Here is a 23,686-nt window from a genome sequence, read left to right as displayed (position 1 = left end):
CACTCCTCTGCTCAACCGCCGTGCGGATACTACAGAGAGCGCGCTCGTCCGCCGCCCTGGTGGTCGTCGGCCCGACAGCCGGTTTGACGGGGCCCGCGAGGCGCACTTTCCCAGCCCGTCAAGGGGTTCCCCGGCCAGCCGGCAAGCGACGTGTGACGCCTGTTGCTTATTGAAAGTTTTCATGCATAGAGTCACCGTGTGAATGAAGGAGCTGTCGGGGCACCGGCCGAGCAGGTGCTCGACCTGCTCCAGGGGGTGCGGCTCACCCCCACCCAGCGCCGGATCGCGCACTGTCTGGTGCAGCACGCGCCCACCGTGGCCTACCTGTCCGCCGCCGAGGTGGCCGAGTTGGCCGGCGTCAGTCAGCCGTCGGTCACCCGGTTCGCCGTCGCGCTCGGCCACGACGGCTACCCGGCGCTGCGCCGCCGGCTGCGCGACCTCACCACCACCGCACCGGGCGGGTCGGCGGACGCCGGCAACGAGCTCCAGCAGGCGGTCCGCGCCGAGATGGACAACCTGGACCGACTGGCCGGTCAGCTCGCCGACCGGGACCGGATCGCCGAAACCGGGCGGTTGCTCGCCGCGAGTCGTCCGCTGCCGGTGCTCGGCCTGCGCGCCGCCGCACCGCTGGCCGCGTACTTCGCCTACTTCGCGGCCAAGGTGCACCCGGACGTGCGCGTCCTCGACGACGGGGGAAGCCTGCTCACCGACCGCCTGGAGCAGGCCGCCGAGGCCGGGGCGAGCGCCGTGCTCGCCTTCGTGCTGCCCCGCTACCCCCGGGAAACCCTGGACGCGTTGCGCGACGCCCGCGACGCCGGGTTGACAGTGGTGGCGATCACCGACTCACCGGTCAGCCCGGCCACCGAGCACGCCGACGTGGTGCTCGCCGCCGCGGTGGGCGCGCAGCTCGTCTTCGACCTGCACACCGCCCCGATGACCCTGGCCATGGTGCTGCTGCAGGCGATCTGCGATGCCGCGCCGGCCGACACCCAGCGCCGACTGGAGGCGTTCGAAGCCTCGGCGGCCCGCCGACAGTTGTTCCTCGGTTGACCGGAGGAGACCAGAGATGACCCAGCCCATTCGTGCCGCACGAGGCAGCCAGCTCACCACCCGCGGGTGGCAGCAGGAGGCCGCCCTGCGGATGTTGATGAACAACCTCGACCCCGAGGTGGCCGAGCGCCCCGACGACCTGGTGGTCTACGGCGGCACCGGCAAGGCGGCACGCGACTGGCCGTCGTACCACGCGTTGGTCCGCACCCTGACCGACCTGCGCGAGGACGAGACGATGCTGGTGCAGTCGGGCCGCCCGGTCGGGGTCATGCGCACCCACGAGTGGGCGCCCCGGGTGCTGCTGGCCAACTCGAACCTGGTCGGCGACTGGGCGACCTGGCCGGAGTTCCGCCGCCTCGAACAGCTCGGCCTGACCATGTACGGGCAGATGACTGCCGGTTCGTGGATCTACATCGGCACCCAGGGCATCCTTCAGGGCACCTACGAGACGTTCGCGGCGGTGGCCGCCAAGCGGTTCGCGGGCACTCTCGCCGGCACGCTGACGTTGACCGCCGGTTGCGGCGGAATGGGCGGCGCGCAGCCACTCGCGGTCACCATGAACGGCGGCGTCTGCCTGATCGTGGACGTGGACCGCACCCGGCTCGACCGCCGCGTGCACGACCGTTACCTGGACGAGGTGGCCGACTCGCTCGACGACGCGGTGCGGCGGGTGCTCGCCGCGAAGCGGGACCGGCGCGCGCTCTCCGTCGGTGTGGTCGGCAACGCGGCGGTGGTCTTCCCCGAACTCCTGGTGCGGGGCGTGGAGATCGACATCGTGACCGACCAGACCAGCGCGCACGACCCGCTGTCGTACCTGCCGGTGGGGGTGGAGCTGGCCGACGCCCGGGAGTACGCGGCGGCCAAGCCGGCCGAGTTCACCGAGCGGGCCCGGGCGTCGATGGCCCGGCACGTGGCGGCGATGGTCGGTTTCCTCGACGCCGGCGCCGAGGTGTTCGACTACGGCAACTCGATCCGGGGCGAGGCGCAACTCGCCGGCTATCAGCGCGCCTTCGACTTCCCGGGTTTCGTGCCCGCGTACATCCGGCCGTTGTTCTGTGAGGGTAGGGGTCCCTTCCGGTGGGCGGCGCTCTCCGGCGACCCGGCCGACATCGCGGCCACCGACCGGGCCGTCCTCGACCTGTTCCCGGAGAACGAGTCGCTGGCCCGCTGGATCAGGCTGGCCGGTGAGCGGGTCGCCTTCCAGGGCCTGCCGGCCCGGATCTGCTGGCTGGGCCAGGGCGAACGGGACCTGGCGGGCGTGCGGTTCAACGACATGGTCGCCTCCGGCGAACTCTCCGCCCCGGTGGTGATCGGCCGGGACCACCTGGACACCGGCAGCGTCGCCAGCCCCTACCGGGAGACCGAGGGGATGGCCGACGGTTCCGACGCCATCGCCGACTGGCCGCTGCTCAACGCCCTGGTCAACACGGCCAGTGGCGCGTCCTGGGTGTCCATTCACCACGGCGGTGGGGTGGGCATCGGCCGGTCCATCCACGCCGGGCAGGTGTGCGTGGCGGACGGCACCGCCCTGGCCGGTCAGAAGATCGAGCGGGTGCTCACCAACGACCCGGCGATGGGTGTCATCCGGCACGTCGACGCCGGCTACGAGAGCGCCCGCGAGGTCGCCGACCGCACCGGCGTCCGGGTGCCGATGACCGAGGGCGGACCGGCGTGAGCGACGACCTTTCGGCCCGGTTCCGGGCGCTGTGGGACGAGATCGCGCCGGTCGGGCGGGACGCCGACAGCGGCGGCTACCTGCGGTACGCGTTGACCGAGCCGGAGCGGGAGCTGCGCGCCTGGTTCCGCGCGCAGGCCGAGCGTCGGGACATGCCGGTCACCGAGGACGGCAACGGCAACCTCTTCGCCCACTGGGGTGACCCGGAGGCGCCCGACGCGGTGCTCACCGGCAGCCACTTCGACTCGGTGCCGCACGGCGGGGCGTACGACGGGCCGCTCGGCATCGTCAGCGCGTTCCTCGCCGTGGACGAGCTGCGCGCCGCCGGCGTCACCCCCGCCCGGCCGCTGGTGCTGGGTGCCTTTGTCGAGGAGGAGGGGGCGCGCTTCGGCGTACCGTGTCTGGGGTCGCGGCTGCTCACCGGCGCGCTGTCGGCCGAGCGCGCGGCCGGCCTGCGCGACGCGGCCGGGGTGAGCTTCGCCGAGGCGCTCGGCGACCGGCCGGCGGGCGCCCGGCCGGAGCTGCTGGGCCGGTTCGGCGCCTTCGTGGAGTTGCACGTCGAGCAGGGCCGCGCGTTGGTCGACACGGACGCGCCGGTCGCGGTGGCCAGCGCGATCTGGCCGCACGGCAGGTGGCGCTTCGACGTCGTCGGCGAGGGCAACCACGCGGGTACCACCCGGATGGCCGACCGGCGCGACCCGATGCTGACCTACGCGTTCACGGTGCTGGCCGCCAACAAGGAGGCCCGGCTGCGCGGCGCGCACGCCACGGTGGGCCGGGTCGCCGTCGAACCCAACGCCACCAACGCGATCCCGTCGAAGGTGACCGGCTGGTTGGACGCCCGGGCCGCCGACCCGCAGACGCTGACCGGGCTGATCGACGCGGTGCGCGGCAAGCTCGCCGAGCGGGCCCGCCGCGACGGTACGGAGGTGACAGTCACCGAGGAGTCGGCCACTCCACTGGTCGCCTTCGACGGTGGGCTGGCCAAGCGGCTGGCCACGCTGCTCGACGCCCCGGTGCTGCCCACCGGGGCGGGCCACGACGCCGGGGTTCTCGCCGGGCACCTGCCCACCGCGATGCTCTTCGTGCGCAACCCGACCGGGATTTCGCACTCCCCCGCCGAGGCCGCGACGGACGATGACTGTGCGGCCGGGGTACGGGCGCTGGCCCAGGTGCTGGAGGAGCTGACATGCGTGTGAACGAGCTGGCGAGTTGGTGGCCGGGGGCCTCGGATCTCCGGCGAGCGCGGGTGCGTGGTCTGCGGCGCGGCGCTGGTCGGCACCTCTTGCCGTCGTGCTTTGGAGCTGATGTCGCAAACGAATCAGCCCTCGCGCCCCACACGCTGACACCACCCGAACCGTCGACAGCGCCCCGGCCGCGGATGTCACCCGAGCCGTCGACATCATCCCGGCCGCTGATGTCGCAGACGATTCAGCTCCAAAGGGAGCGAGGAGCATGACCACCGCCCGCTGGCTCGCCCAGTACGCCTGGCTGCCCGAGCACGCCGAACCCACACCCGACGTGCTCATCGAGGTCGAAGCCGGCCGGATCGCGGCGGTGACGCCACTGACCCCCAGCAGCAGGCCACCGGCCGGGGTCGAGGTGTACCCCGACGCGGTACCGCTGCCCGGCCTGACGGTGCCCGGTCTCGCCAACGCGCACTCGCACGCCTTCCACCGGGCGCTGCGTGGGCGCACCCACGGCGGCCGGGGTGACTTCTGGACCTGGCGGGACCAGATGTACGCCATCGCGGACCGGCTGGATCCGGACACGTATCTCGCCCTGGCCCGCGCTGTCTACGCGGAGATGGCGCTCGCCGGGGTCACCTGTGTGGGCGAGTTCCACTACCTGCACCACCGGCCCGGCGGCGGCGCGTACGACGACCCGAACGTGATGGGCGCGGCGCTGGTCGAGGCCGCCGCGCACGCCGGGATCCGGCTCACCCTGCTGGACACCGCCTACCTCACCTCCACGGTGGACGGCCAGGCGCTGGCCGGGCCACAGCGCCGCTTCGGCGACGGGGACGCGGCCCGCTGGGCACAACGGGCCGCGGCGTTCCAGCCGACCGACTCGCACGTCCGGGTCGGCGCGGCTGTGCACTCGGTGCGGGCGGTCCCGGCCGACCAGCTCCGCACTGTCGCCGAGTGGGCCGGGGAGCGGCAGGCGCCGCTGCACGTGCACCTCTCCGAGCAGCCGGCCGAGAACGACGAGTGCCGGGCGGTGCACGGGCGCTCGCCGACCGCGCTGCTCGCCGAGCACGGCGTGCTCGGGCCGAACACCACAGCCGTCCACGCCACCCACCCGACCAGCGCGGACCTCGCCCTGCTCGCCGACAGCCGGACCGGCGTGTGCCTCTGCCCGACCACTGAGCGGGATCTCGCCGACGGGATCGGCCCGGCCCGGCTGATGGCCGAGGCGGGCATCCGGCTCAGCCTGGGCAGCGACAGTCACGCGGTGATCGACCTGTTCGAGGAGGCCCGGGCGGTGGAGCTGGACGAGCGGCTGCGTACCCGCCGGCGCGGCCACTTCGCACCGCTCGACCTGCTGACGGCGGCCACCGCCGCCGGGCACACCGCGCTGGGCTGGGCCGACGCCGGGAGGATCGCCGTGGGTGCCCGCGCCGACCTGGTGACGGTACGCCTGGACAGCGCCCGCACCGCCGGGGTCCCGCCGGTGGGCGTGTTCTTCGCGGCCGGTGCGGCGGACGTCGAGCAGGTCATGGTGGACGGCCGGGTGGTGGTGGCCGAGGGCCGGCACCTGAGCGTCGACGTGCCGGCCGAGCTGGCGGCGGCCATCGAGGCGGTGAACCCCACATGAGCAGCCTGCTGGTCGACAACATCGGGGAGCTGGTCACCAACGGTGCCGGCGAGGGCCCGCTCGGCATCCGCCGCGACGCCGCCGTGCTGGTCGAGGAGGACCGGGTGGCCTGGGTCGGGCCGTCCGCGTACGCGCCGGCCGCCGACCATCACATCGACGCCGGCGGGGCCGCCGTGCTGCCCGGCTTCGTGGACAGCCACGCCCACCTGGTCTTCGCCGGGGACCGGGCCGCCGAGTTCGCCGCTCGGATGGCCGGTCAGCCCTACACCGGCGGCGGCATCCGGACCACTGTCGGCGCGACCCGGGCCGCCACCGACGACGAGCTGCGCGCCAACGTGCGCCGGCTGCGCGGGGAGGCGCTGCGCCAGGGCACCACGACCATGGAGATCAAGAGTGGGTACGGGCTGACCGTCGCCGACGAGGCCCGCTCGCTGCGGATCGCCGCCGAAAGCAGCACCGAGACCACCTTCCTGGGCGCGCACGTGGTGCCCGCCGAGTACGCCGACCGCCCCGACGACTACGTCGGGCTGGTCTGCGGCCCGATGTTGGCCGCCGCCGCGCCGTACGCGAAGTGGGTCGACGTTTTCTGCGAGCGGGGCGCCTTCGACGTGGACCATGCCCGCGCCATCCTGGCCTGCGGTCAGGCCGTCGGTCTGGGCGTCCGGATTCACGCCAACCAGCTCGGCCCCGGCCCCGGCGTTCAGCTCGGCGTGGAGCTGGGCGCGGCGAGCGTCGACCACTGCACCTACCTGTCCGACGCCGACATCGACGCGCTCGCGTCGAACCGGATCGACTGCATGTGCCATGAAGGCCTGCACACCACCACAGTCGCCACGCTGCTGCCCGGCGCGGAGTTCTCCACCCGCTCGCCGTACCCGGACGCGCGCCGGCTGCTCGACGCCGGTGTCACAGTGGCGCTGGCGACGGACTGCAACCCCGGCTCGTCGTACACCTCGTCGATGCCCTTCTGCGTGGCCCTCGCGGTCCGCGAGATGCGGATGACCCCGGCGGAGGCGGTCTGGGCCGCCACCGCCGGTGGCGCGCGGGCGCTGCGCCGCGACGACATCGGTGTCCTCACCCCCGGCGCGCGGGCCGACCTCGTCGTCCTCGACGCGCCGTCACACCTGCACCTGGCCTACCGGCCCGGTGTCCCCCTGATCCGCCAGGTAATACGCAACGGAGTTCCGCAATGACGAACGTGACCATCCAGCCCACCGGGATCACCGCCGACGACGTTCTCGCGGTGGCCCGCGGCACCGCCACGGTCGTCCTCGCCCCCGCCACCATCGAGGCGATGGCGACCAGCCGGGCCATCGTGGACGGCATCGAGTCGTCGGGTCGCCCCGTCTACGGGGTCTCGACCGGGTTCGGGGCGTTGGCCAACACCTTCATCGCCCCGGAGCGACGGGCCGAGCTGCAACACGCGCTGATCCGCTCGCACGCCGCCGGGGTGGGCGCTCCGATGCCGCGCGAGGTGGTCCGGGCCATGATGCTGCTACGGGTCCGGTCGCTCGCCCTGGGCCGCTCCGGGGTCCGGCCGCTGGTCGCCGAGGCCCTGGTCGACCTGCTCAACCACGACATCACCCCGTGGGTGCCGGAGCACGGCTCGCTGGGTGCCTCCGGCGACCTGGCGCCGCTGGCGCACTGCGCGCTGGTGCTGCTCGGCGAGGGCTGGGTCCTCGGCCCGGCCGGTGAGCGGCAGGACGCGGCCGACGCGTTGACCGCCGCCGGGCTCAAGCCGATCGAGCTGGCCGCCAAGGAAGGGCTGGCGCTGATCAACGGCACCGACGGCATGCTCGGCATGCTGTTGCTGGCCATCCACGACGCGGCGCACCTGTTCGCCATGGCCGACGTGACGGCCGCGCTGGCCATCGAGGCGATGCTCGGCTCGGAGCGGCCGTTCCTGCCCGAGCTGCACGCGATCCGGCCCCACCCCGGTCAGGCGGCGTCGGCGGCGAACATCCACCGGCTGTTGCAGGACTCCCGGGTGATGGACTCACACCGCGACGACCTGGCGCACGCCGTGCAGGACGCGTACTCGATGCGGTGCGCGCCGCAGGTGGCCGGCGCGGCCCGCGACACCCTGGACTTCGTCCGCACCGTCGCCGCCCGGGAGCTGGTGTCCGTTGTGGACAACCCGGTGGTGCTGCCGGACGGCCGGGTCGAGTCGACCGGGAACTTCCACGGCGCGCCGCTCGGCTTCGCCGCGGACTTCCTCGCCATCGCCGCCGCCGAGGTGGGCGCGATCGCCGAACGGCGGGTGGACCGGCTGCTCGACGTCACCCGCTCCCGGGAGCTGCCGGCGTTCCTCTCCCCCGACGCCGGGGTCAACTCCGGGCTGATGATCGCCCAGTACACGGCGGCCGGGATCGTCGCCGAGAACCGTCGGCTCGCCGCCCCCGCCTCGGTGGACTCGCTGCCCACCAGCGGAATGCAGGAGGACCACGTCTCGATGGGCTGGGCCGCAGCCAAGAAGCTGCGTACCGTGCTGGACAACCTGACCAGCCTGCTCGCCGTGGAGCTGCTGGCCGGCGTACGCGGCCTTCAACTGCGGGCCCCGCTGCAGCCGTCACCGGCCGGTAAGGCCGCCGTGGAGGCGCTCACCGACGTGATCGGCGAGCCCGGGCCCGACGTGTTCCTCGCTCCCCTGGTGGAGACGGCCCGTGCGGTGGTGAGCGGTCCGAACCTGCGAGCCGCCATCGAATCGGAAATCGGCACGCTCAGCTGACGCGGAAAAGACGCTCCCACCGTCCGGAAGGTTGAGCCGTTCAGGTGGATTTCGCTGGTCGAGGCCCTTGCTAGGCTTCCCGCCCGGCGGGGGTATCCGGAGCCTCCCGCCCGACGGGGGCATCCGGAATGGGTTCCGAAGGTGAGCAGGCGTGAACGACGTCACTGAAGAGTTGCATCTCGGCGATCGCTATTCCGGAATACCAGCACAGAGGTCTGCGGCGGCGGCAACGCCAGCCGCTGGTGGTGATGGTGATGGCACCGCGTCGCCGGTGGCCACCGACACCGGCACCGGCACCGGCACTGGCCAGCAGTGGTGGCAGCGGCCCGCGGCGGTACCGCTGGCCGCCGGCGCGCTGACCCTCGTCGTGGTGCTGATCGCCGCGGGACGCCGCCAGCTGTGGCGAGACGAGTTCGCGACACTCGACGCCGCCCGAATGGGGCTCCGAGAGCTGTATGCGTTGGTGCAGCAGAAGGATCTGGTGCTCCTTCCGTACTACCTCGGAATGCATTTCTGGGTGCGGCTCTTCGGCGACAGCGAGGTGGCGCTCCGCCTTCCCTCGATGATCGCCGTGGCGATCGCGGCCGCCCTGACGGCCCTGCAGGGCCGAATGTTGTACGGCCCACGGGTGGGTCTGCTGGCTGGCGTGCTGTTCGGGCTCCTACCGGTCGTGACCCGGTACGGGCAGGAGGCGCGGCCCTACGGTCTGGTCATCGCCGCGGTGGCGGCGGCCGGCCTGTTCGCGGTGATGGCGACGCAGCGGCACTCCCGCGTGGCCTGGATCTGTTACGCCCTCATGCTCGTCCTGGTCGGCTGGCTGCACCTGATCGCCCTGGTGGTGCTGCCCGCACATGGCCTGCTCGTCCTGCTGGAGGCCCGCCGACGGCAGAGTTGGCAGCCGGTCACCTGGTGGATGGGTGCGACAGCGGCCGCTGTCGCAGTCCTGTCACCGCTGGTGTGGCTGGCCAAGGCACAGAGCGGTCAGATCGCGTGGATCCAACCCGTTTCGGTGGGCGACCTCAGCGAGTGGATGCTGGAGTTGCCCGGCGCGATCGGGGTCGGCGGGGTGCTGTTGGGCCTCGGCATCCTCGGCTGTGTCGGCGGTGGACCCCGCGTCGGCTACCTCGCCGCCTGGGCCCTCGGTCCGTTGATTCTGCTGTGGGCGCTGACTCCCGTCATGCTGCTCTTCACCGAGCGCTACGTGCTGTTCGTGCTGCCCGCGTGGTGCCTGTTGGCGGCCGCCGGGGTGCAGGTCGCCGCCCAGCGGTTGAGTACGTTCACCGTGGCGGTCCCGGTGCTGGTGCTCCTCGTGGGTCTCAGCAGCCACGTCGCGCTCAGGGCTCCGGTCACCGAGTTCGAACCCGACCTGCGGGGCGCCGCGGCGGTGATCGACCAGCAGCGACGTACGGGTGACCTGGTGGCGTACACCGGCCCGTTCCCGTGGTGGGCGAACGCTGGCATCAAGTACTACCTGCAGGAGAAGCCGCTCCCCGAGGTGTTCCAAGCGACCGAGGGGCAGGCGACGCCGAACTACCGGGCGTGGTGCGGCGGGCCGGCCAAGTGCCTGGACACCAGGGCCCGGATCTGGCTGATCAACACGAAACCGTCCACCACCAAGCTGACCTCGTTCGCGGGGATGAATCCCGAGGTGGAGAAGGCGCTGCGGGCCCGGTTCGTGGTGACCCAGGTGGACCGCTTCACCGACGTGAGCGTCTCACTGCTCACCCCCCGGCCCAAGAAGGGGTGACTGACGGGCCGTTACGGTCGTCCGTCAGTCACCTTCGCCAGCCAGCCCACTCGGGGCTCAGCTGGAACGGGCCGGGTGTTCAGGCGGGCGGCAGCACCTTGGCGACCAGCTTGGCCAGCTCACGCAACGCCTTGCCCCGGTGGCTGATGGCGTCCTTCTCCGCCGGGGTCAGCTCGGCGTTGGTCCGGTCCTGCCCGTCGCCCAGGAAGATCGGGTCGTAGCCGAAGCCGCCGTCACCGCGCGGTGCGCGCAGCACCCGCCCAGGCTGCCGGCCGTCGACGAGGTGCTCCTTGCCGCCGGGCAGCACCAACGCCACGGTGCAGACGAACGAGGCGGCCCGCTGCTCGTCGGGCACGTCGGCGATCTGATCCAGCACCAGCTGAAGGTTGGCCCGGTCGTCGCCGTGCTTGCCGGACCAGCGGGCGCTGAACACGCCCGGCATCCCGTTGAGCGCGTCGACGGCGAGCCCGGAGTCGTCGGCGATGGTCGGCAACCCGCTCTGCCGGCACCCCTCCCGCGCCTTGATCAGCGCGTTCTCGCCGAAGGTCAGGCCGGTCTCCGGCAGTTCGGCGTACTGCTCGACGTCGTCCAGCCCGAGCAGGGCGATCCGGTGCGCGCCGAGCGCACCGTCCAGGATCCGCTGCAGCTCGACGAGCTTCTTGCGGTTACGCGTGGCGAGCAGGACCTTGTTCATGCTGAATCACCTTTGTTCGCGACTGCGGGGCTCGCAAGCTCACTCCTCGCGCTCACGGGGAGGTAAGTGCCTTTCGCTGGGCTTCGGCCAACTCGGCGCACCCGGCGACGGCCAGGTCGAGCAGGGCGTCGAGCTGGTCGCGGGCGAACACGCCCGCCTCGCCGGTGCCCTGCACCTCGACGAAGTCGCCCGCGCCGGTGCACACCACGTTCATGTCCACCTCGGCGGCGACGTCCTCCTCGTAGCAGAGGTCGAGCCGGGCCTCCCCCGCGATGATGCCCACGCTGACCGCGGCCACCGACCGGTGCATCACCTTCTCCGGCTTGCCGGCCAACGCCTTGCGGGCGGCAAGCCAGCCCACCGCGTCGTGCAACGCGACGTACGCGCCGGTGATCGCGGCGGTGCGGGTGCCACCGTCGGCCTGGAGCACGTCGCAGTCGAGCACGATCGAGTTCTCGCCGAGCGCCTTGAGGTCGATGCTGGCCCGCAGGCTACGGCCGATCAGCCGGGAGATCTCGTGGGTGCGGCCACCGACCCGGCCCTTGACGCTCTCCCGATCGGAGCGGGTGTTGGTGGCCCGGGGCAGCATCGCGTACTCGGCGGTCACCCAGCCGAGCCCGGAGCCCTTGCGCCAGCGGGGCACGCCCTCGGTGACGCTCGCCGTGCAGAGCACCCGGGTGCCACCGAACTCGACGAGCACCGAGCCCTCCGGGTGGGTGCTCCAGCCACGGGTCACTGTCACCGGTCGGAGTTGAGAGGGCCCTCGCCCGTCAGGTCGCGCCATGCCTGCACCTTATGCGGTGCGGTGATCCGCCGCGCTCGGGGTGCCCCGGCGAACGTCGGCGCCGTGCACACCGAGGAACCCGTCGACAGCGGCCGGCCAGCCGAACTCCTCGGCTCGCGCCTGGGGCGGCCCGGCACCGTGAGACGGACCTGCCGGGTCAGACGTCGTAGCTGGCGCCGGGCCGGACCACCTCGAGTGGCCCGGTGTACGCGGAGGCGGCCGACTCCAGGGTGTGCGCCTCGCTGCCCCAGGCGGGCACCAGGTGGGTCAGCAGCAGCCGGCCCACAGCGGCCTTGGTGGCCGCCTCACCGGCCTCCCGACCGGTGAGGTGCAGATCCGGTGGATTGTCCATCCCGTCGAGGTAACTGGCCTCGCAGAGGAAGACGTCGGCGTTCTGCGCCAGCCGCAGCAGCGCCTCGCACGGCGCGGTGTCCGACGAGTAGCACAGCGACCGGCCGTCGTGCTCCAGCCGCACGCCGTACGTCTCGACGGGGTGGTTGACCCGGTCGACGGTGACGGCGAACGGGCCGATCGGGAAGGTGCCCGGCTGGAGCGCGTAGAACTGGTACACGTCCTCCACCGAACCGTCGTCGCCGTACGCGGCGCTGAGCCGGTCCGGGGCGCCGGCGGGCGCGTACACCGGCAGGGCCGGGTAGGGGCCGTCCGGGGCGTAGCGGCGCACCACCACGTAGAGCACGGCGTCGAACATGTGGTCGCAGTGCAGGTGGGTCAGCAGGATCGCGTCCGGGGCGTGCAGCCCCGCGTACCGCTGGAGGCTGGACAGCGAGCCCGAGCCGAAGTCGACCAGGAGCCGGAAGCCGTCAGCCTCGACGAGATAGGCCGAGCAGGGCGATTCGGGGCCAGGAAAACTGCCGGCGCTCCCCAGGACGGTCAGTCGCATCGAGTGGTCTCGCTGTCACTATCAGTAGCACCCGTGCCGGCGATCGTCCCGGCCATGATCTCTACCGACGCGTACGCCACGCTGCGCAGCCTACGCTGACACGCCCGGAAGCAAGAATCATCCAACGGAAGTTGTCACGAACGTGACACCGGCTCGCGGTACGCCGGGCAGCCAACGGGCCGTCGACGGATGTCGACGGCCCGTAGTCGGCAGACCAGATCGGTCAGGCCCAGAGCTGCCCCTCCAAGGCGTCCTCGGCATCGGCGAGCGTGCCGCCGTACGCGCCGGTGGACAGGTACTTCCACCCGCCGTCGCAGACCACGAAGGCCACGTCGGCCCGCCGGCCGTCGCGAACCGCCTCGTGCGCCACCGCCAGCGCGGCGTGCAGGATGGCACCGGTGGAGAACCCGGCGAAGATGCCCTCCACCTCCACCAGCTGGCGGGTGCGCAGCACCGCGTCGCGGGTGCCGACCGAGAAACGCCGGGAGAGCACCGAGGCGTCGTAGAGCTCGGGCACGTAACCCTCGTCGATGTTGCGCAGGCCGTAGACCAACTCGCCGTAGCGCGGCTCGGCGGCCACCACCTGAATGCCCTCGACCTTTTCCCGCAGGTACCGCCCGGTGCCCATCAGGGTGCCGGTGGTGCCCAGCCCCGCCACGAAGTGCGTGATGCTGGGCAGGTCGTGCAGCAGCTCCGGCCCGGTCGTCTCGTAGTGCGCCCGCGCGTTCGCCTCGTTGCCGTACTGGTAGAGCATCACCCAGTCCGGGTGCTCGGCGGCGATCTGCTTGGCGGTGGCGACCGCCTGGTTGGAACCGCCCGCCGCCGGCGAGAAGATGATCTCGGCCCCGTACATCCGGAGCAACTGGACCCGCTCGGTGGAGACGTTCTCGGGCATCACGCAGACCAGCCGGTAGCCGCGCAGCTTCGCCACCATCGCCAGCGAGATGCCGGTGTTGCCACTCGTCGGTTCGAGGATGGTGTCACCCGGGCGGAGTCGGCCGGACTCCTCCGCCGCCCGGACCATGAACAGCGCCGCGCGGTCCTTGATGCTGCCGGTGGGGTTGCGGTCCTCCAGTTTGGCCCAGAGCCGCACCGGAGGGGCCCCGTCGGGCACCGTCGGGGAGAGCCGGGGCAGACCGACGAGCGGCGTGCCCCCGCAGGCGTCGAGCAGGCTGTCGTACCGCGCCATGGCGGCCGACCTCAGCGAGCCGCGACGGCGTCGCCGGCCACCACGGCCGCCGCGCTGTGCGAACTGGTCGCCGCTGCCGCGGCGCTGTGCGAACTGATCGCCGCCGCCGCGGCGAAACCGAACGCGCCGCCGGCCACGGCCGGCAGGATGGTGACGCTGTCGCCGTCGGAGAGCTTCGCGTCCAGCGCGCCGAGGAAACGGACGTCCTCGTCGTTGACGTAGACGTTGACGAAACGGTGCAGCGTGCCCGCGTCGGTGATCAGCCGGCCGCGCAGACCGCCGTGCCGGGAATCCAGGTCGGTGAGCAGGTCGGCGAGCGTGTCGCCGGTGCCCTCGACGACCTTTGCGCCGCCGGTGTAGCTGCGCAGGATGGTGGGGATGCGAACCTCGATAGCCATGATGTCGAACTCCTCGATCGGGTGTGCCTACGGTGACGGGACGAGACGGTTGCGGCGCTGACGGGTCAGCGGCCGGAACACTCGTAATCGACCGTCGCCGGGCTCTGCCCGAACATGTAGGACTGCACGGCGTGCGGGTCGACGCCGGCCTCCACGACACGGACCGGCTCCTCGGTGACCACACCGTCGACGATCCGGAACGACCGGATCTCCTCCGAGTCGGGCTCACGGGTCGAGACGAGCAGGTAGTGCGCCCCCGGCTCACCGGCGAAGGCGACATCCGTCCGCGACGGGTACGCCTCGGTGGCGGTGTGCGAGTGGTAGATGACGACGGGCTCCTCGTCCCGATCGTCCATCTCCCGCCACACGCGCAGGTGCTCCATCGAGTCGAACTCGTAGAAGGTCATCGAGCGGGCGGCATTGTCCATCGGGATGTGCCGGGTCGGGGTGTCGCTGCCGACGGGACCGGCGACGACGCCGCACGCCTCGTCGGGGTGGTCCCGCCGCGCGTGGGCGACGATCGCGTCGATGATCGACCGGTCGATGCTCAGCACGTGCACCAGCCTAACGCCTGTCGAGCACAGGCCGAAGTGGTGCCGGTCACCCCTAGTCGATCAAGGCGTTGAGCAGCGACTCCTGTAGATATCCGAGATACGCGTAGACCGAAAGCTGGAACACCCTGCTGGAACCCGGGTCCTCAGCGACCGCGTCGTCCAACTCCTCGCCCAGATCCGTGCCGTCCTTGATCTCCAGGCGGACACCCATCGCGAGCCGGGCGTCGTTCAGTGCCCGCAACCACGCCTCGGCGGCCTCGGCGTCCAGCCGCACCTCGCCACCGGCGTCGTCCGGCAACGCGGCCAGGATCGCCCCCGCCTGATCGATCTTCGCGGTCTTCAGGTCGCCCTCGGTGTAGCGGCGAAATTCGGCGGTGCCCGGAGCGTCCTGCGGGTAGACCGCCGGGAAGAGCCGACCGACGACCGGGTCGGTGTGGTCGAAGCCGTCGGTGAGCAGACCCACCACCTCGGAGGCGACCTTCCGCAGCACCCGCACCTCGTCGACGGCGAAGACGGCCACGTAGTGACCGGCCTGGCGACGGAACATGCTCATGATCTGTCCACCGTCGCCCAGAGCCCGTACGCGTGCAGTTGCGACGCGTCGTGCTCCATCCGCTCGCGGGCACCGGTGGAGACCACGGCACGCCCCTTGTGGTGCACGTCCAGCATCAGCTGTTCGGCCCTCTCCCGGCTGTAGCCGAAAAGCCTCTGGAAAACCCAGGTCACGTACGTCATCAGGTTGACCGGGTCGTCCCACACGATCGTCACCCACTGCCGGTCGGACGCCGGCACCTCGTCAGTGTCCGGCGTCTCGACCGGTACAACCTGCGGAGCCGCCATGCCCCCCATCGTGCCACCGGTTTCCCGGAACCGAGGAACCGGAACGCCGGCCCGGCGCGGATCACCCACTCCGGGCACTCCCGACCCGCTCTGGACGCCGCCGAGCGCCGGGTCGGGCCCGGACCCGGGCCAACCGGCGGGCGCGCCGTCAGGCGAGCAGGATGCCGTGATCAACTGCATCGGAGAGCACCACGCCCAGCGAGAGGCGGATCACCTCGAACCGTCGGGAGATCTCCCTGGACAACCCCAGCTCGACCTCGCGCACCGCCCGCTGGGACCAGGCCCGCGCCGCGCTGTGGTTGTCGTTGCCGGGGGTACGCCACTGCTGCCAGCACCCGCCGGAGAGCGCCACCGCGACCGGTGGGAGCACCTCGTCACGGGACGCCACCGGATAGCTGGCGGCGGCGTCGATCGCCTCCGGGCCGGTCAACTCGGCCACCCCGGCCGTACTGGTGATCAACAGCACCTTGTCCAACTCCTGGCCGGGCCGGTGATCGGCCAGGCCGTACTGCACAGCGGCGGCGATCCGACGTCGCACGCCTTCGCTCGGCGGCACGCCCAACACCCGGGAGGCGACGTCGGTCACGATGCCGCGCACCGCCTGATCGCACTGCGCGGTGGCCAACAGCGACAACGCCGCCATCTCCCGGTCGAGCAGATCCGGCAGGCCGGCACAGCCGACTCCGAACACGATCTCCTGAACGGCCCGCAGGTGGATGTTCGCCAACTCCAGGGCGAGGTGCTGGCGGATCCGCTGAGCACACGAGCGGGCGTGACGGTCGAGCCGTTCGGACCAGTCACCCGGATCGGCGGCCACGGCGACGCGACCCTGCTGGCCCGGCACTACCGGTGGGCCGACGCTGGCTCGCTGCAAACCCTCACGCGACGCCCAACCCACCAGCGCCCGCCGCAGGTCGGCGGCGGAGGCGGCGTCGTCGACCGGGAACCACCGCGCGCCGGCCAACGCCGGCACCGCGGCCAGCAGCGCGGCCCGATGCGCCTCCACCGTCACCGCTACCGCGTCCACCTCGGTCTGCGCACCCCCGACCGGCGGGACGGACGCCCCCGCGCCCTCCGTAGTCGCCGTGCCGTCGGCCAGCGGAGCCCAACCCGCCGCGCCGGGGGTGACCGCGAAGACGACCTCCACCGAGGTCGAGGCGACTTCGGCGAGCAGGTTCAACTCGGCGGCGGTGAAAGCCTGGTCGGCGGCGATCACGAAGAGCAGCGCGCCGGCCCGGCCCGCCGCTTCGAGCAGCACCTGGGTGCCGGCGACGCCGAGAGTGGCGGTGTCCGGAACGTCGATCAGGGCGAAGTGCCGCAGCAGCGGCTCGGGCACTGTCAGCTCGACCCGCCGGGGCGGGCGAGCCAACGCCGGACCGGCGGCGTCCCGGTCCGCGCCGTACGAGTGCGGCTGGCGGTAACCGGGCACGAACGCCGCCCGGGTGGGCACCTGGGCGTTGCGCACCACCAACCAGCTGCCGGCGGGCACGGTGAGCATGACCGGGTCGAGCCCGAGCAGTGTGGCGAGCACGGCACGCCGCTCGGCACCGGCCGGACCGACGGCGACCACACCGAGCGGCTCGTCCGGGGCGGGGCCCGCCACGCCGATCCGGGTGGGGAGCGGGCCGCAGGTGGGTAGGTCGGTTGGGCCGGTCATGTCGTCCGACGAGTCGACCGAGGGGAGAGGGCCCTGCTTCATCAGGTGCCTCCCGTTGCAGGTGGTCGGAGGTCCGGTCGCGAAATTTTCCGGTACGTCAACCCGGATGTCGGAAGACTACGGGCGGGCCGACGACCGGGCAGAACACCCCGAATACTCACCGGTAATTGTGCGCTTACTCAACTTCGCACCGTGACGGTGCGGGCGCGGACGGATTTCGATCGATATGCTGCGCGGATGAGTCGATGGGAGTTCGTCGGCCGCACGGATGAGCTCAACCGCCTGCTGGAGGCGGTGACCGGTGAGGCCGGCCGGGGGCTCTTCTTCAGCGGCAGCGCTGGCATCGGCAAGAGTCGGTTGCTGCGCGAGGGCGTGGGCGCCCTGCCCACCGACCGGTTCGCGATCTGGTCCATCGCCGCGAGCGCCACCACCGCCGCGCTGCCGTTCGGCGGCCTGGTCCAGGTCCTCCCCGCCGAGCAGCCCCAGGGCCTCTCCCCCGCCGGCGTCCTGCGCTGGGCGCTCAACGTGCTGCAACAGCAGGCGGCCGGCCGACGGATCGTGCTCGCCATCGACGACGCCCACCTGCTCGACCCACCCTCGGCCGCACTGGTGCACCTGGTCGCCCGCGCCGAGAACGCCACAGTGGTCGGCACCCTGCGCGACGGCGAGCAGATCCCGCTGCCGATCCGCGCGCTCTGGACCGACGACCTGGTCGAGCACGTGGAGCTGACCCCGATGCCGCAGGCGGAGACCGCTGGTCTGCTGGCGGCGATCCTGGGCGGCCCGGTCGACCCCGGCTCCGCCGACCGGCTCGGCCGACTGTCGTCCGGCAACCCGCTGCTGCTGCGTGAGCTGGTGCACGCCGCCAACGGCAGCGCCGAGCTGAAGCAGACGTACGGGATCTGGAAGTGGACCGGGCGGTTGGAGCTGGCGCCGAACCTGACCGACCTCATCGACACCCGGGTCGGAAAGCTCACCGACGGCGTCCGCGCGGTGGTCGAGCTTGTCGCGTTCGGCGAACCGCTCGGCCTGCAACTGCTCAAGCAGGCCGCCGATCAGAAGGACGTGGAGACCGCCGAGGAGCGCGGGCTGATCACCGTGGACCAGCACGACCGGCGCACCAACGTCCGGCTGGCCCACCCGCTCTACGGCGAGGTGATGCGCCGGCGCTGTCCGGTCAGCCGCACCCGCCGGCTTCAGGCACACCTCGCGGAGCTGATCGAGCAGGTCGGCAAGCGCCGCCGCGACGACCTGCTGCGGGTGGCCGTCTGGCGACTCGACTCGGGCACCGCACAGGACCCGGCCCTGCTGCTGGAGGCCGCCGTACAGGCGTTCACCCGCTACGACGTGCCGCTGGCGACGCGCCTGGCGCGGGCCGCGCTGAACGCCGACGGCGGCTCCGACGCGGCCGAGCTGCTGGCCACCATCCTGATGTTCGCCGACCGGCCCGGCGAGGCGATCGACGTCCTCGACGCGGTGCCCCCGGAGCCCGGTGACGAGCGACGGCTCTGCCGCTGGCTGACAGTGCGCGGCATGGTCAGCTACTGGGGGTTGAGCCAGGAGTCCACGGTGGAGGAGATCGCCGACCGGGTCGAGCAGCTCAGCGACTCCGCCGACCGGGCCCGGGTGCACGCCTTCGAGGCGATCATGCGCCTGCACCGGCTGGACACCGCCGCCGCGGTGCGGCTCAGCCAACGTGTCCTGGACCGGCCGGCGGCCGGCGTCGCCGCCCGCGAGCTGGCCCGTTCCACGATCGCGTACGTCCAGGCCGCACAGGGCGAGCTGACCCGCAGCGGTACGGCGATCGCCCAGGTGCACTCGGCAGCGGCCAACTGGCGCACCGACATGCCGTACCTCCAACTGGCCCTGGAGTTGGCCCGCGGCACCCGGCTCATGCTCACCGGCGACCTGACCGGAATCGACGCGATCGTCGCCGACGAGTTCGCCGACCTCGCCGGGGAGGGTGACTTCCGCCTCGGCACCGGATACCTGGCAATCCTTCAGGCGTACGCGTTCCGGCTGCGCGGGCAGAGCGGCGCCGCCATGCGGACCTCCCTGAGTGCCTGTGCGGTGCTGGCCACGAGTCGGGTCTACGCCGGTCTGGCCCAGGCCGAACGCGCCCAGTCGGCGGCGCTGCGCGGCGACGCCGTGCAGGCGGCCGCGGCGATGGCCGAGGCCGACCGCACCCACGCGCCGGGAATGGCGGTGCTCTACCCGTGGCTGGAGCAGGCCCGGGGTGCGTCGCTGGCCGCCGGTGGCGACCTGCCGGGCGCGATCAAGCACCTCGGCGACCTGGTGGATCGGCTGCGCTCGGACGGCTTCGCCGGGCACGAGGTGCACGTTCTGCACGACCTGGTTCGACTGGATCAGGCAGGCATGGCGGTCGGGCCCACCTGTTCCGACGGTGGTCGGCGCACTGTCGCGCAGCGCCTCGCCGAGCTCTCCGAGCGGGTCGACGGGGTGTTGCCGCCGCTGTTGGCCCGGCACGCCCGCGCCGCGGTGACCGACTCCCCCGCTGATCTGCTCGCGGTCGCCGACGACTACGCCGCGCTGGAGTTGACCGTGTACGCGGCCGAGGCCACCTCCCAGGCCGTTCAGCGGCTGCGCCAGCAGCAGTCGGCGGCGGCCAACGACGCCCGGGAGCGTCTCGCCGGGTTGCTCGGGCGCTGCGACCTGATCCGGACGCCGGCGCTCCAGGCCGGTGCGCCGGTGCTCACCGAGCGGGAGTGGCAGGTGGCTCGCCTCGCCGCGCACGGTGCGGCCAGCCGGGCCATCGCCGAACGGCTCTACCTGTCGGCGCGCACTGTGGAGAACCACCTCCAGCGGATCTACGCCAAGCTCGGCGTGACCAGCCGGGCCGAGCTGTGGGCGGCGTTACGGTCGATCCCGGGCCACGACGGCGGCGACGCGGGCTGAACCTTAGGCTGGGGCGGTGAGCATCCACCGCCCCGCGCTGCTGACCGACCACTACGAGCTGACGATGGTCAGCGCGGCCCTGAAGGACGGCACCGCCGACCGCCGGTGTGTCTTCGAGGTGTTCAGCCGCCGGTTGCCCAGTGGCCGCCGGTACGGCGTGGTCGCCGGGACGGCCCGACTGATCGAGCTGATCCGCGACTTCCGGTTCGATCCCAGCGAGGTGGAGTTCCTGCTGCGGACCGGGGTGGTCGACGAGATGGCGGCGGCCTGGCTCACCGACTACCGCTTCAGCGGGGACGTCGACGGCTACGCCGAGGGCGAGCTGTTCTTCCCCGGTTCACCGATCCTCACCGTCTCCGGCGGTTTCGCCGAGTGTGTGGTGCTGGAGACGCTGGTGCTGTCCGTGCTCAACCACGACAGTGCGGTGGCCGCCGCGGCGGCGCGGATGGTGACCGCGGCGCGCGGCCGGGCGCTCATCGAGATGGGGTCGCGCCGGGCGCACGAGGAGGCGGCGGTGGCCGCGGCGCGGGCGGCGTACCTGGCCGGTTTCCGGTTCACGTCCAACCTCGCCGCCGGTGCGCTCTACGGTATTCCGACGGCGGGCACGGCGGCGCACGCCTTCACCCTGCTGCACGACGACGAGCGGGCGGCGTTCGCCTCGCAGGTCGCCACGCTGGGCAAGGACACCACGCTGCTGGTCGACACGTACGACATCAGCCAGGGCATCCGCAACGCGATAGCGGTGGCCGGGCCGGAGCTGCGGGCGGTACGCATCGACTCCGGCGACCTCGCGGTGATCGCTCAGCAGTCCCGGGAGCTGCTCGACTCGTTGGGCGCCACCGAAACCAAGATCATCGTTTCGGGTGACCTGGACGAGTACGCGATCGCCGCGCTGGCCGCCGAGCCGGTCGACATGTACGGCGCCGGCACGGCCGTGGTCACCGGTTCCGGGGCACCGACCGCCGGGTTGGTGTACAAGCTGGTCGAGGTCGAGGGACGGCCGGTGGTGAAGCGCTCCGAGCACAAGGCGACGATCGGAGGGCGGAAGGTCGCGGTCCGCCGGCACAAGCCGACCGGCACCGCCACCGAGGAGATCATCGTCCCGCAGGGCGTTCCGGACCGGCAGCCCAACGACCGCCTGCTCCAGCAGTCGTTCGTGGTCGCCGGGGAGCCGGTGCCGATTCCGACGCTCGACGAGTCGCGGGAGCACCTGCGGGAGTGCCTGATCTCCATCCCGTGGGAAGGGCTGAAGCTCTCGGCCGGCGACCCGGCCGTGCCGGTCACCGTCGTACCCGCTGGTTGAGCCTTCCGCCGATCCGATCTCGAAGGGGAACCCCTGATGGCCAACGCGCTGATCATCGTGGACGTGCAGAACGACTTCTGCGAGGGCGGCTCGCTGGCCGTCGCCGGTGGGGCCGGGGTGGCCGCCGGGATCTCCCGGCTCCTCGCCGCCGAGCCGGACCGGTGGACGCACGTGGTCGCCACCAAGGACTACCACGTCGACCCGGGTGCCCACTTCGGCGATCCGCCGGACTTCGTAGAGTCCTGGCCCCGGCACTGCGTGGTCGGCACCAGCGGTTCGGAGTTCCACAGCGAACTGGACACCGCCCGGATCGAGGCGATCTTCCACAAGGGCGAGCACGCGGCGGCGTACTCCGGTTTCGAGGGGCATGCCGACGACGGCGAGTGCCTGGCCGACTGGCTGCGCCGGCACGACGTGGACCGGGTCGACCTGGTCGGCATCGCCACGGACCACTGCGTGCGGGCGACCGCGCTGGACGCCGCCCGGGAGGGTTTCGCCACCACCGTGCTGCTCGAGTTGACCGCCGCCGTCGCCCCGGCGACCACCGACGTGGCGCTGCGCGCGATGGAGGGCGCCGGGGTGATCATGCACGGGCAGCCTGTGATCAGGGCCGCATGAGCCGCTAATTCGTTGGCCAAGGGGCCGCCGCCGGTTGAGGATGTCGCCGGAGGTACGGACCCACGTGAACATGAAGCCTTACCGGCGGGCACTCGCCCTGCCCGGCCTGCGATCGCTGCTGGTGGTCGCCGTCCTCGCCCGCATCCCGCTCACCGCGACCGGGGTGACGCTGACCTTCCACGTGGTGTTCGACCTTGACCGCGGTTACGGGGCGGCCGGCCTGGTCGGCGCGGCGGTCACCGTCGGCGCGGCGATCGGCGGGCCGATTCTCGGTCGGCTGGTGGACCAGCGGGGTCTCCGCCCGGTCCTGGTGCTCACCGGCATCGCGGAGGCGATCTTCTGGTCCACCGCGCCCACACTGCCGTACCCAGTGCTCCTGCCCGCCGCGTTCGTGGCCGGCTCGCTGGCCCTGCCGATCTTCTCGGTGGTCCGTCAGTCGATCGCCGCGCTGGTCCCGGAGGACCAGCGCCGCCCGGCGTACGCGTTGGACTCGATGTCGGTGGAACTGTCGTTCATGATCGGCCCGGCGTTGGCCGTCGCGCTGGTCACCGCGATCTCCGCGCAGACCACCATGTACCTGGTCGGCGGCGGCATCGTGGCCGCCGGCATCGCCCTGTGGCTGGTCAACCCGCCGATCCGCGAAGCCACCACCGGGGAGCCCAGCGGACCGGCCCAGCGGGTGCCTCGCCGGCAGTGGCTGACGCCCCGGCTGCTCGCCGTACTGGCCCTCAGCACCGCTGCGACACTGGTGCTCGGCGGCACCGACGTGGCGGTGGTCGCGGTGCTCCGGGCCAGCGGTGAGGTCGGTTGGACTGGCGCGGTGCTGGCCATCTGGGCGGTCGCCTCGCTGGCCGGCGGGTTCGCCTACGGGGCCGTGCACCGATCGTTCTCCCCACTGGCGTTGACCGCCGCACTCGCCCTGTGCACCATCCCGGTCGGGCTGGGCGGCGCGCACTGGTGGCTGCTGTGCCTGGCGCTGATCCCGGCCGGTGCGCTCTGCGCGCCGACCATCGCGGCCAGTTCGGACGCGGTCAGCCGCCTGGTCCCGGCCCAGGTACGCGGTGAGGCGATGGGACTGCACGGCTCGGCGGTCACCGTGGGCATCGCGATCGGTGCGCCGCTCGCCGGAGCGGTGATCGACGCCAGCTCGCCGGCCTGGGGTTTCGTGGTCACCGGGGCACTCGGCGCGCTGGTCACGGTGGTGGTGCTCCCGATCGAACTGCGCCGCCGTCGCGCCGCCGCATCCGTCCCACCGCCCGTCGAGGCGGACCTCACCCCCGCCGCCCGCTAACGGTTTGACCCAGGCCAGGCCAGGCCGGACCGGACCGGACTGAGGCAGCTCCGCCGGCAGGCGAGCCGGAACGGGTCGGGGCAGCCGTGCGCCGACCTAATTGGGTGGGTGTGCCGCTCGGCAGTTTCCGGCCGGCGCGCTGTCTGGGCAGCAAATACCGGGGTGACTGCGGATCGAGGTGGCCACCGGGCCACCGGGCCACATACCTGCTAGTGAGCGTGATGTCTGTGAGTCATCACGATGACTCACAGACATCACGCTCACCAGGGACATGGCCTGCCCCCGGGGCCAGGCCGCGCCGGCCAAGCCGCGCCGACGCCGGGTAGGCCGAGCCGACGCCGGGTAGGCCGAGCCGACGCCGAGCCAAGCTACGCCGACGCCGAGTCAGGCCGCGCCGACGCCGCGCCAGGCCAGGCCAGGCCAGGCCAGGCCGGGCCAGGCTGAGCCGGGCCGGGCCAGGCTGAGCCGGGCCAGGCTGAGCCGGGCCGGGCCGGGCCAGGCCCGGCTGAGCCGGGCCGGGCCAG

20 protein-coding genes are annotated in these 23,686 nt (G+C 72.4%); 11 read left to right on the top strand and 9 right to left on the bottom strand.

Going from position 1 to position 23,686, the window contains the following annotated elements; genetic code table 11:
• The first annotated feature begins 198 nt into the window (after positions 1 to 198).
• The 7 genes from AB0C03_RS20360 to AB0C03_RS20330 all read left to right on the top strand — a co-directional run bounded on the left by AB0C03_RS20360 (position 199) and on the right by AB0C03_RS20330 (position 10,017).
• Positions 199 to 1,050: a MurR/RpiR family transcriptional regulator gene (locus AB0C03_RS20360; protein WP_030331255.1), complete on the top strand. Its 852-nt coding sequence runs from the start codon at positions 199 to 201 to the stop codon at positions 1,048 to 1,050.
• Positions 1,051 to 1,066: 16 nt separating this feature from the next.
• The gene (gene hutU / locus AB0C03_RS20355) at positions 1,067 to 2,725 is read left to right on the top strand and encodes a urocanate hydratase (protein ID WP_030331256.1); all 1,659 of its coding nucleotides are present in this window, start codon (positions 1,067 to 1,069) and stop codon (positions 2,723 to 2,725) included.
• A complete protein-coding gene (locus AB0C03_RS20350) occupies positions 2,722 to 3,924 on the top strand; it encodes an allantoate amidohydrolase (RefSeq protein ID WP_030331257.1) in 1,203 nt (400 codons plus the stop codon). The genes hutU and AB0C03_RS20350 overlap by 4 nt, the downstream gene beginning before the upstream one ends.
• A 256-nt stretch (positions 3,925 to 4,180) precedes the next feature.
• A complete protein-coding gene (locus AB0C03_RS20345; protein ID WP_357638349.1) occupies positions 4,181 to 5,542 on the top strand; it encodes a formimidoylglutamate deiminase in 1,362 nt (453 codons plus the stop codon).
• Positions 5,539 to 6,735: an imidazolonepropionase gene (gene hutI, locus AB0C03_RS20340; protein WP_210863388.1), complete on the top strand. Its 1,197-nt coding sequence runs from the start codon at positions 5,539 to 5,541 to the stop codon at positions 6,733 to 6,735. Before AB0C03_RS20345 ends, hutI begins: the two co-directional genes overlap by 4 nt.
• Positions 6,732 to 8,270: a histidine ammonia-lyase gene (gene hutH / locus AB0C03_RS20335; protein ID WP_357638346.1), complete on the top strand. Its 1,539-nt coding sequence runs from the start codon at positions 6,732 to 6,734 to the stop codon at positions 8,268 to 8,270. Before hutI ends, hutH begins: the two co-directional genes overlap by 4 nt.
• Before the next feature lie 271 nt (positions 8,271 to 8,541).
• Positions 8,542 to 10,017 carry a glycosyltransferase family 39 protein gene (locus AB0C03_RS20330; protein WP_357638344.1) on the top strand — a complete coding sequence of 492 codons (1,476 nt, stop codon included), beginning with the start codon at positions 8,542 to 8,544 and terminating at the stop codon, positions 10,015 to 10,017.
• Between the two features lie 79 nt (positions 10,018 to 10,096).
• On the opposite strand, the gene rdgB is transcribed toward AB0C03_RS20330, so the two are convergent.
• The 9 genes from rdgB to AB0C03_RS20285 form a co-directional block, all read right to left on the bottom strand.
• The gene (rdgB, locus tag AB0C03_RS20325) at positions 10,097 to 10,711 is read right to left on the bottom strand and encodes an RdgB/HAM1 family non-canonical purine NTP pyrophosphatase (RefSeq protein ID WP_030331263.1); all 615 of its coding nucleotides are present in this window, start codon (positions 10,709 to 10,711) and stop codon (positions 10,097 to 10,099) included.
• A gap of 52 nt (positions 10,712 to 10,763) precedes the next feature.
• Positions 10,764 to 11,495 (bottom strand): ribonuclease PH, encoded by a 732-nt coding sequence (gene rph / locus AB0C03_RS20320; protein ID WP_030331265.1) that lies wholly within the window; start codon positions 11,493 to 11,495, stop codon positions 10,764 to 10,766.
• Positions 11,496 to 11,652: 157 nt separating this feature from the next.
• Positions 11,653 to 12,396 carry an MBL fold metallo-hydrolase gene (locus AB0C03_RS20315; RefSeq protein ID WP_030331266.1) on the bottom strand — a complete coding sequence of 248 codons (744 nt, stop codon included), beginning with the start codon at positions 12,394 to 12,396 and terminating at the stop codon, positions 11,653 to 11,655.
• A gap of 223 nt (positions 12,397 to 12,619) precedes the next feature.
• Entirely contained in the window at positions 12,620 to 13,585 is a 966-nt protein-coding gene (locus tag AB0C03_RS20310; RefSeq protein WP_030331268.1) for a PLP-dependent cysteine synthase family protein, read from the bottom strand.
• A gap of 11 nt (positions 13,586 to 13,596) precedes the next feature.
• Complete coding sequence (locus tag AB0C03_RS20305) at positions 13,597 to 13,983, bottom strand: MoaD family protein (RefSeq protein WP_210858730.1); 387 nt, start codon at positions 13,981 to 13,983, stop codon at positions 13,597 to 13,599.
• 65 nt (positions 13,984 to 14,048) lie between these two features.
• Entirely contained in the window at positions 14,049 to 14,537 is a 489-nt protein-coding gene (locus AB0C03_RS20300; RefSeq protein WP_030331272.1) for a M67 family metallopeptidase, read from the bottom strand.
• Positions 14,538 to 14,589: 52 nt separating this feature from the next.
• Positions 14,590 to 15,090: a DUF2017 domain-containing protein gene (locus AB0C03_RS20295; protein ID WP_030331274.1), complete on the bottom strand. Its 501-nt coding sequence runs from the start codon at positions 15,088 to 15,090 to the stop codon at positions 14,590 to 14,592.
• Positions 15,087 to 15,377, bottom strand: coding sequence for an ATP-dependent Clp protease adapter ClpS (gene clpS, locus AB0C03_RS20290; RefSeq protein ID WP_357638341.1), 291 nt, complete (start codon positions 15,375 to 15,377; stop codon positions 15,087 to 15,089). The genes AB0C03_RS20295 and clpS overlap by 4 nt, the downstream gene beginning before the upstream one ends.
• A gap of 148 nt (positions 15,378 to 15,525) precedes the next feature.
• The gene (locus AB0C03_RS20285) at positions 15,526 to 17,076 is read right to left on the bottom strand and encodes a P-loop NTPase family protein (RefSeq protein ID WP_030331278.1); all 1,551 of its coding nucleotides are present in this window, start codon (positions 17,074 to 17,076) and stop codon (positions 15,526 to 15,528) included.
• Between the two features lie 195 nt (positions 17,077 to 17,271).
• On the opposite strand from AB0C03_RS20285, the gene AB0C03_RS20280 reads away from it, so the two are divergent.
• From AB0C03_RS20280 to AB0C03_RS20265, 4 genes are read left to right on the top strand one after another with little or no spacing between them, the layout of a single operon-like run.
• Positions 17,272 to 19,950 carry a LuxR C-terminal-related transcriptional regulator gene (locus AB0C03_RS20280; RefSeq protein WP_357638339.1) on the top strand — a complete coding sequence of 893 codons (2,679 nt, stop codon included), beginning with the start codon at positions 17,272 to 17,274 and terminating at the stop codon, positions 19,948 to 19,950.
• A gap of 16 nt (positions 19,951 to 19,966) precedes the next feature.
• Positions 19,967 to 21,253, top strand: a complete 1,287-nt coding sequence (locus AB0C03_RS20275; protein WP_030331281.1) for a nicotinate phosphoribosyltransferase — start codon at positions 19,967 to 19,969, stop codon at positions 21,251 to 21,253.
• Between the two features lie 36 nt (positions 21,254 to 21,289).
• Positions 21,290 to 21,871: an isochorismatase family protein gene (locus AB0C03_RS20270; protein ID WP_030331282.1), complete on the top strand. Its 582-nt coding sequence runs from the start codon at positions 21,290 to 21,292 to the stop codon at positions 21,869 to 21,871.
• A 40-nt stretch (positions 21,872 to 21,911) separates the two neighbouring features.
• The gene (locus AB0C03_RS20265; protein WP_030331284.1) at positions 21,912 to 23,162 is read left to right on the top strand and encodes an MFS transporter; all 1,251 of its coding nucleotides are present in this window, start codon (positions 21,912 to 21,914) and stop codon (positions 23,160 to 23,162) included.
• Positions 23,163 to 23,686: the final 524 nt, after the last annotated feature.

The organism is Micromonospora parva (assembly GCF_040649675.1).
Lineage (GTDB): Bacteria > Actinomycetota > Actinomycetes > Mycobacteriales > Micromonosporaceae > Micromonospora > Micromonospora parva.
The sequence above is the reverse complement of the archived record's forward strand: the minus strand, read 5'-3'. Positions and strand labels throughout refer to the sequence as shown.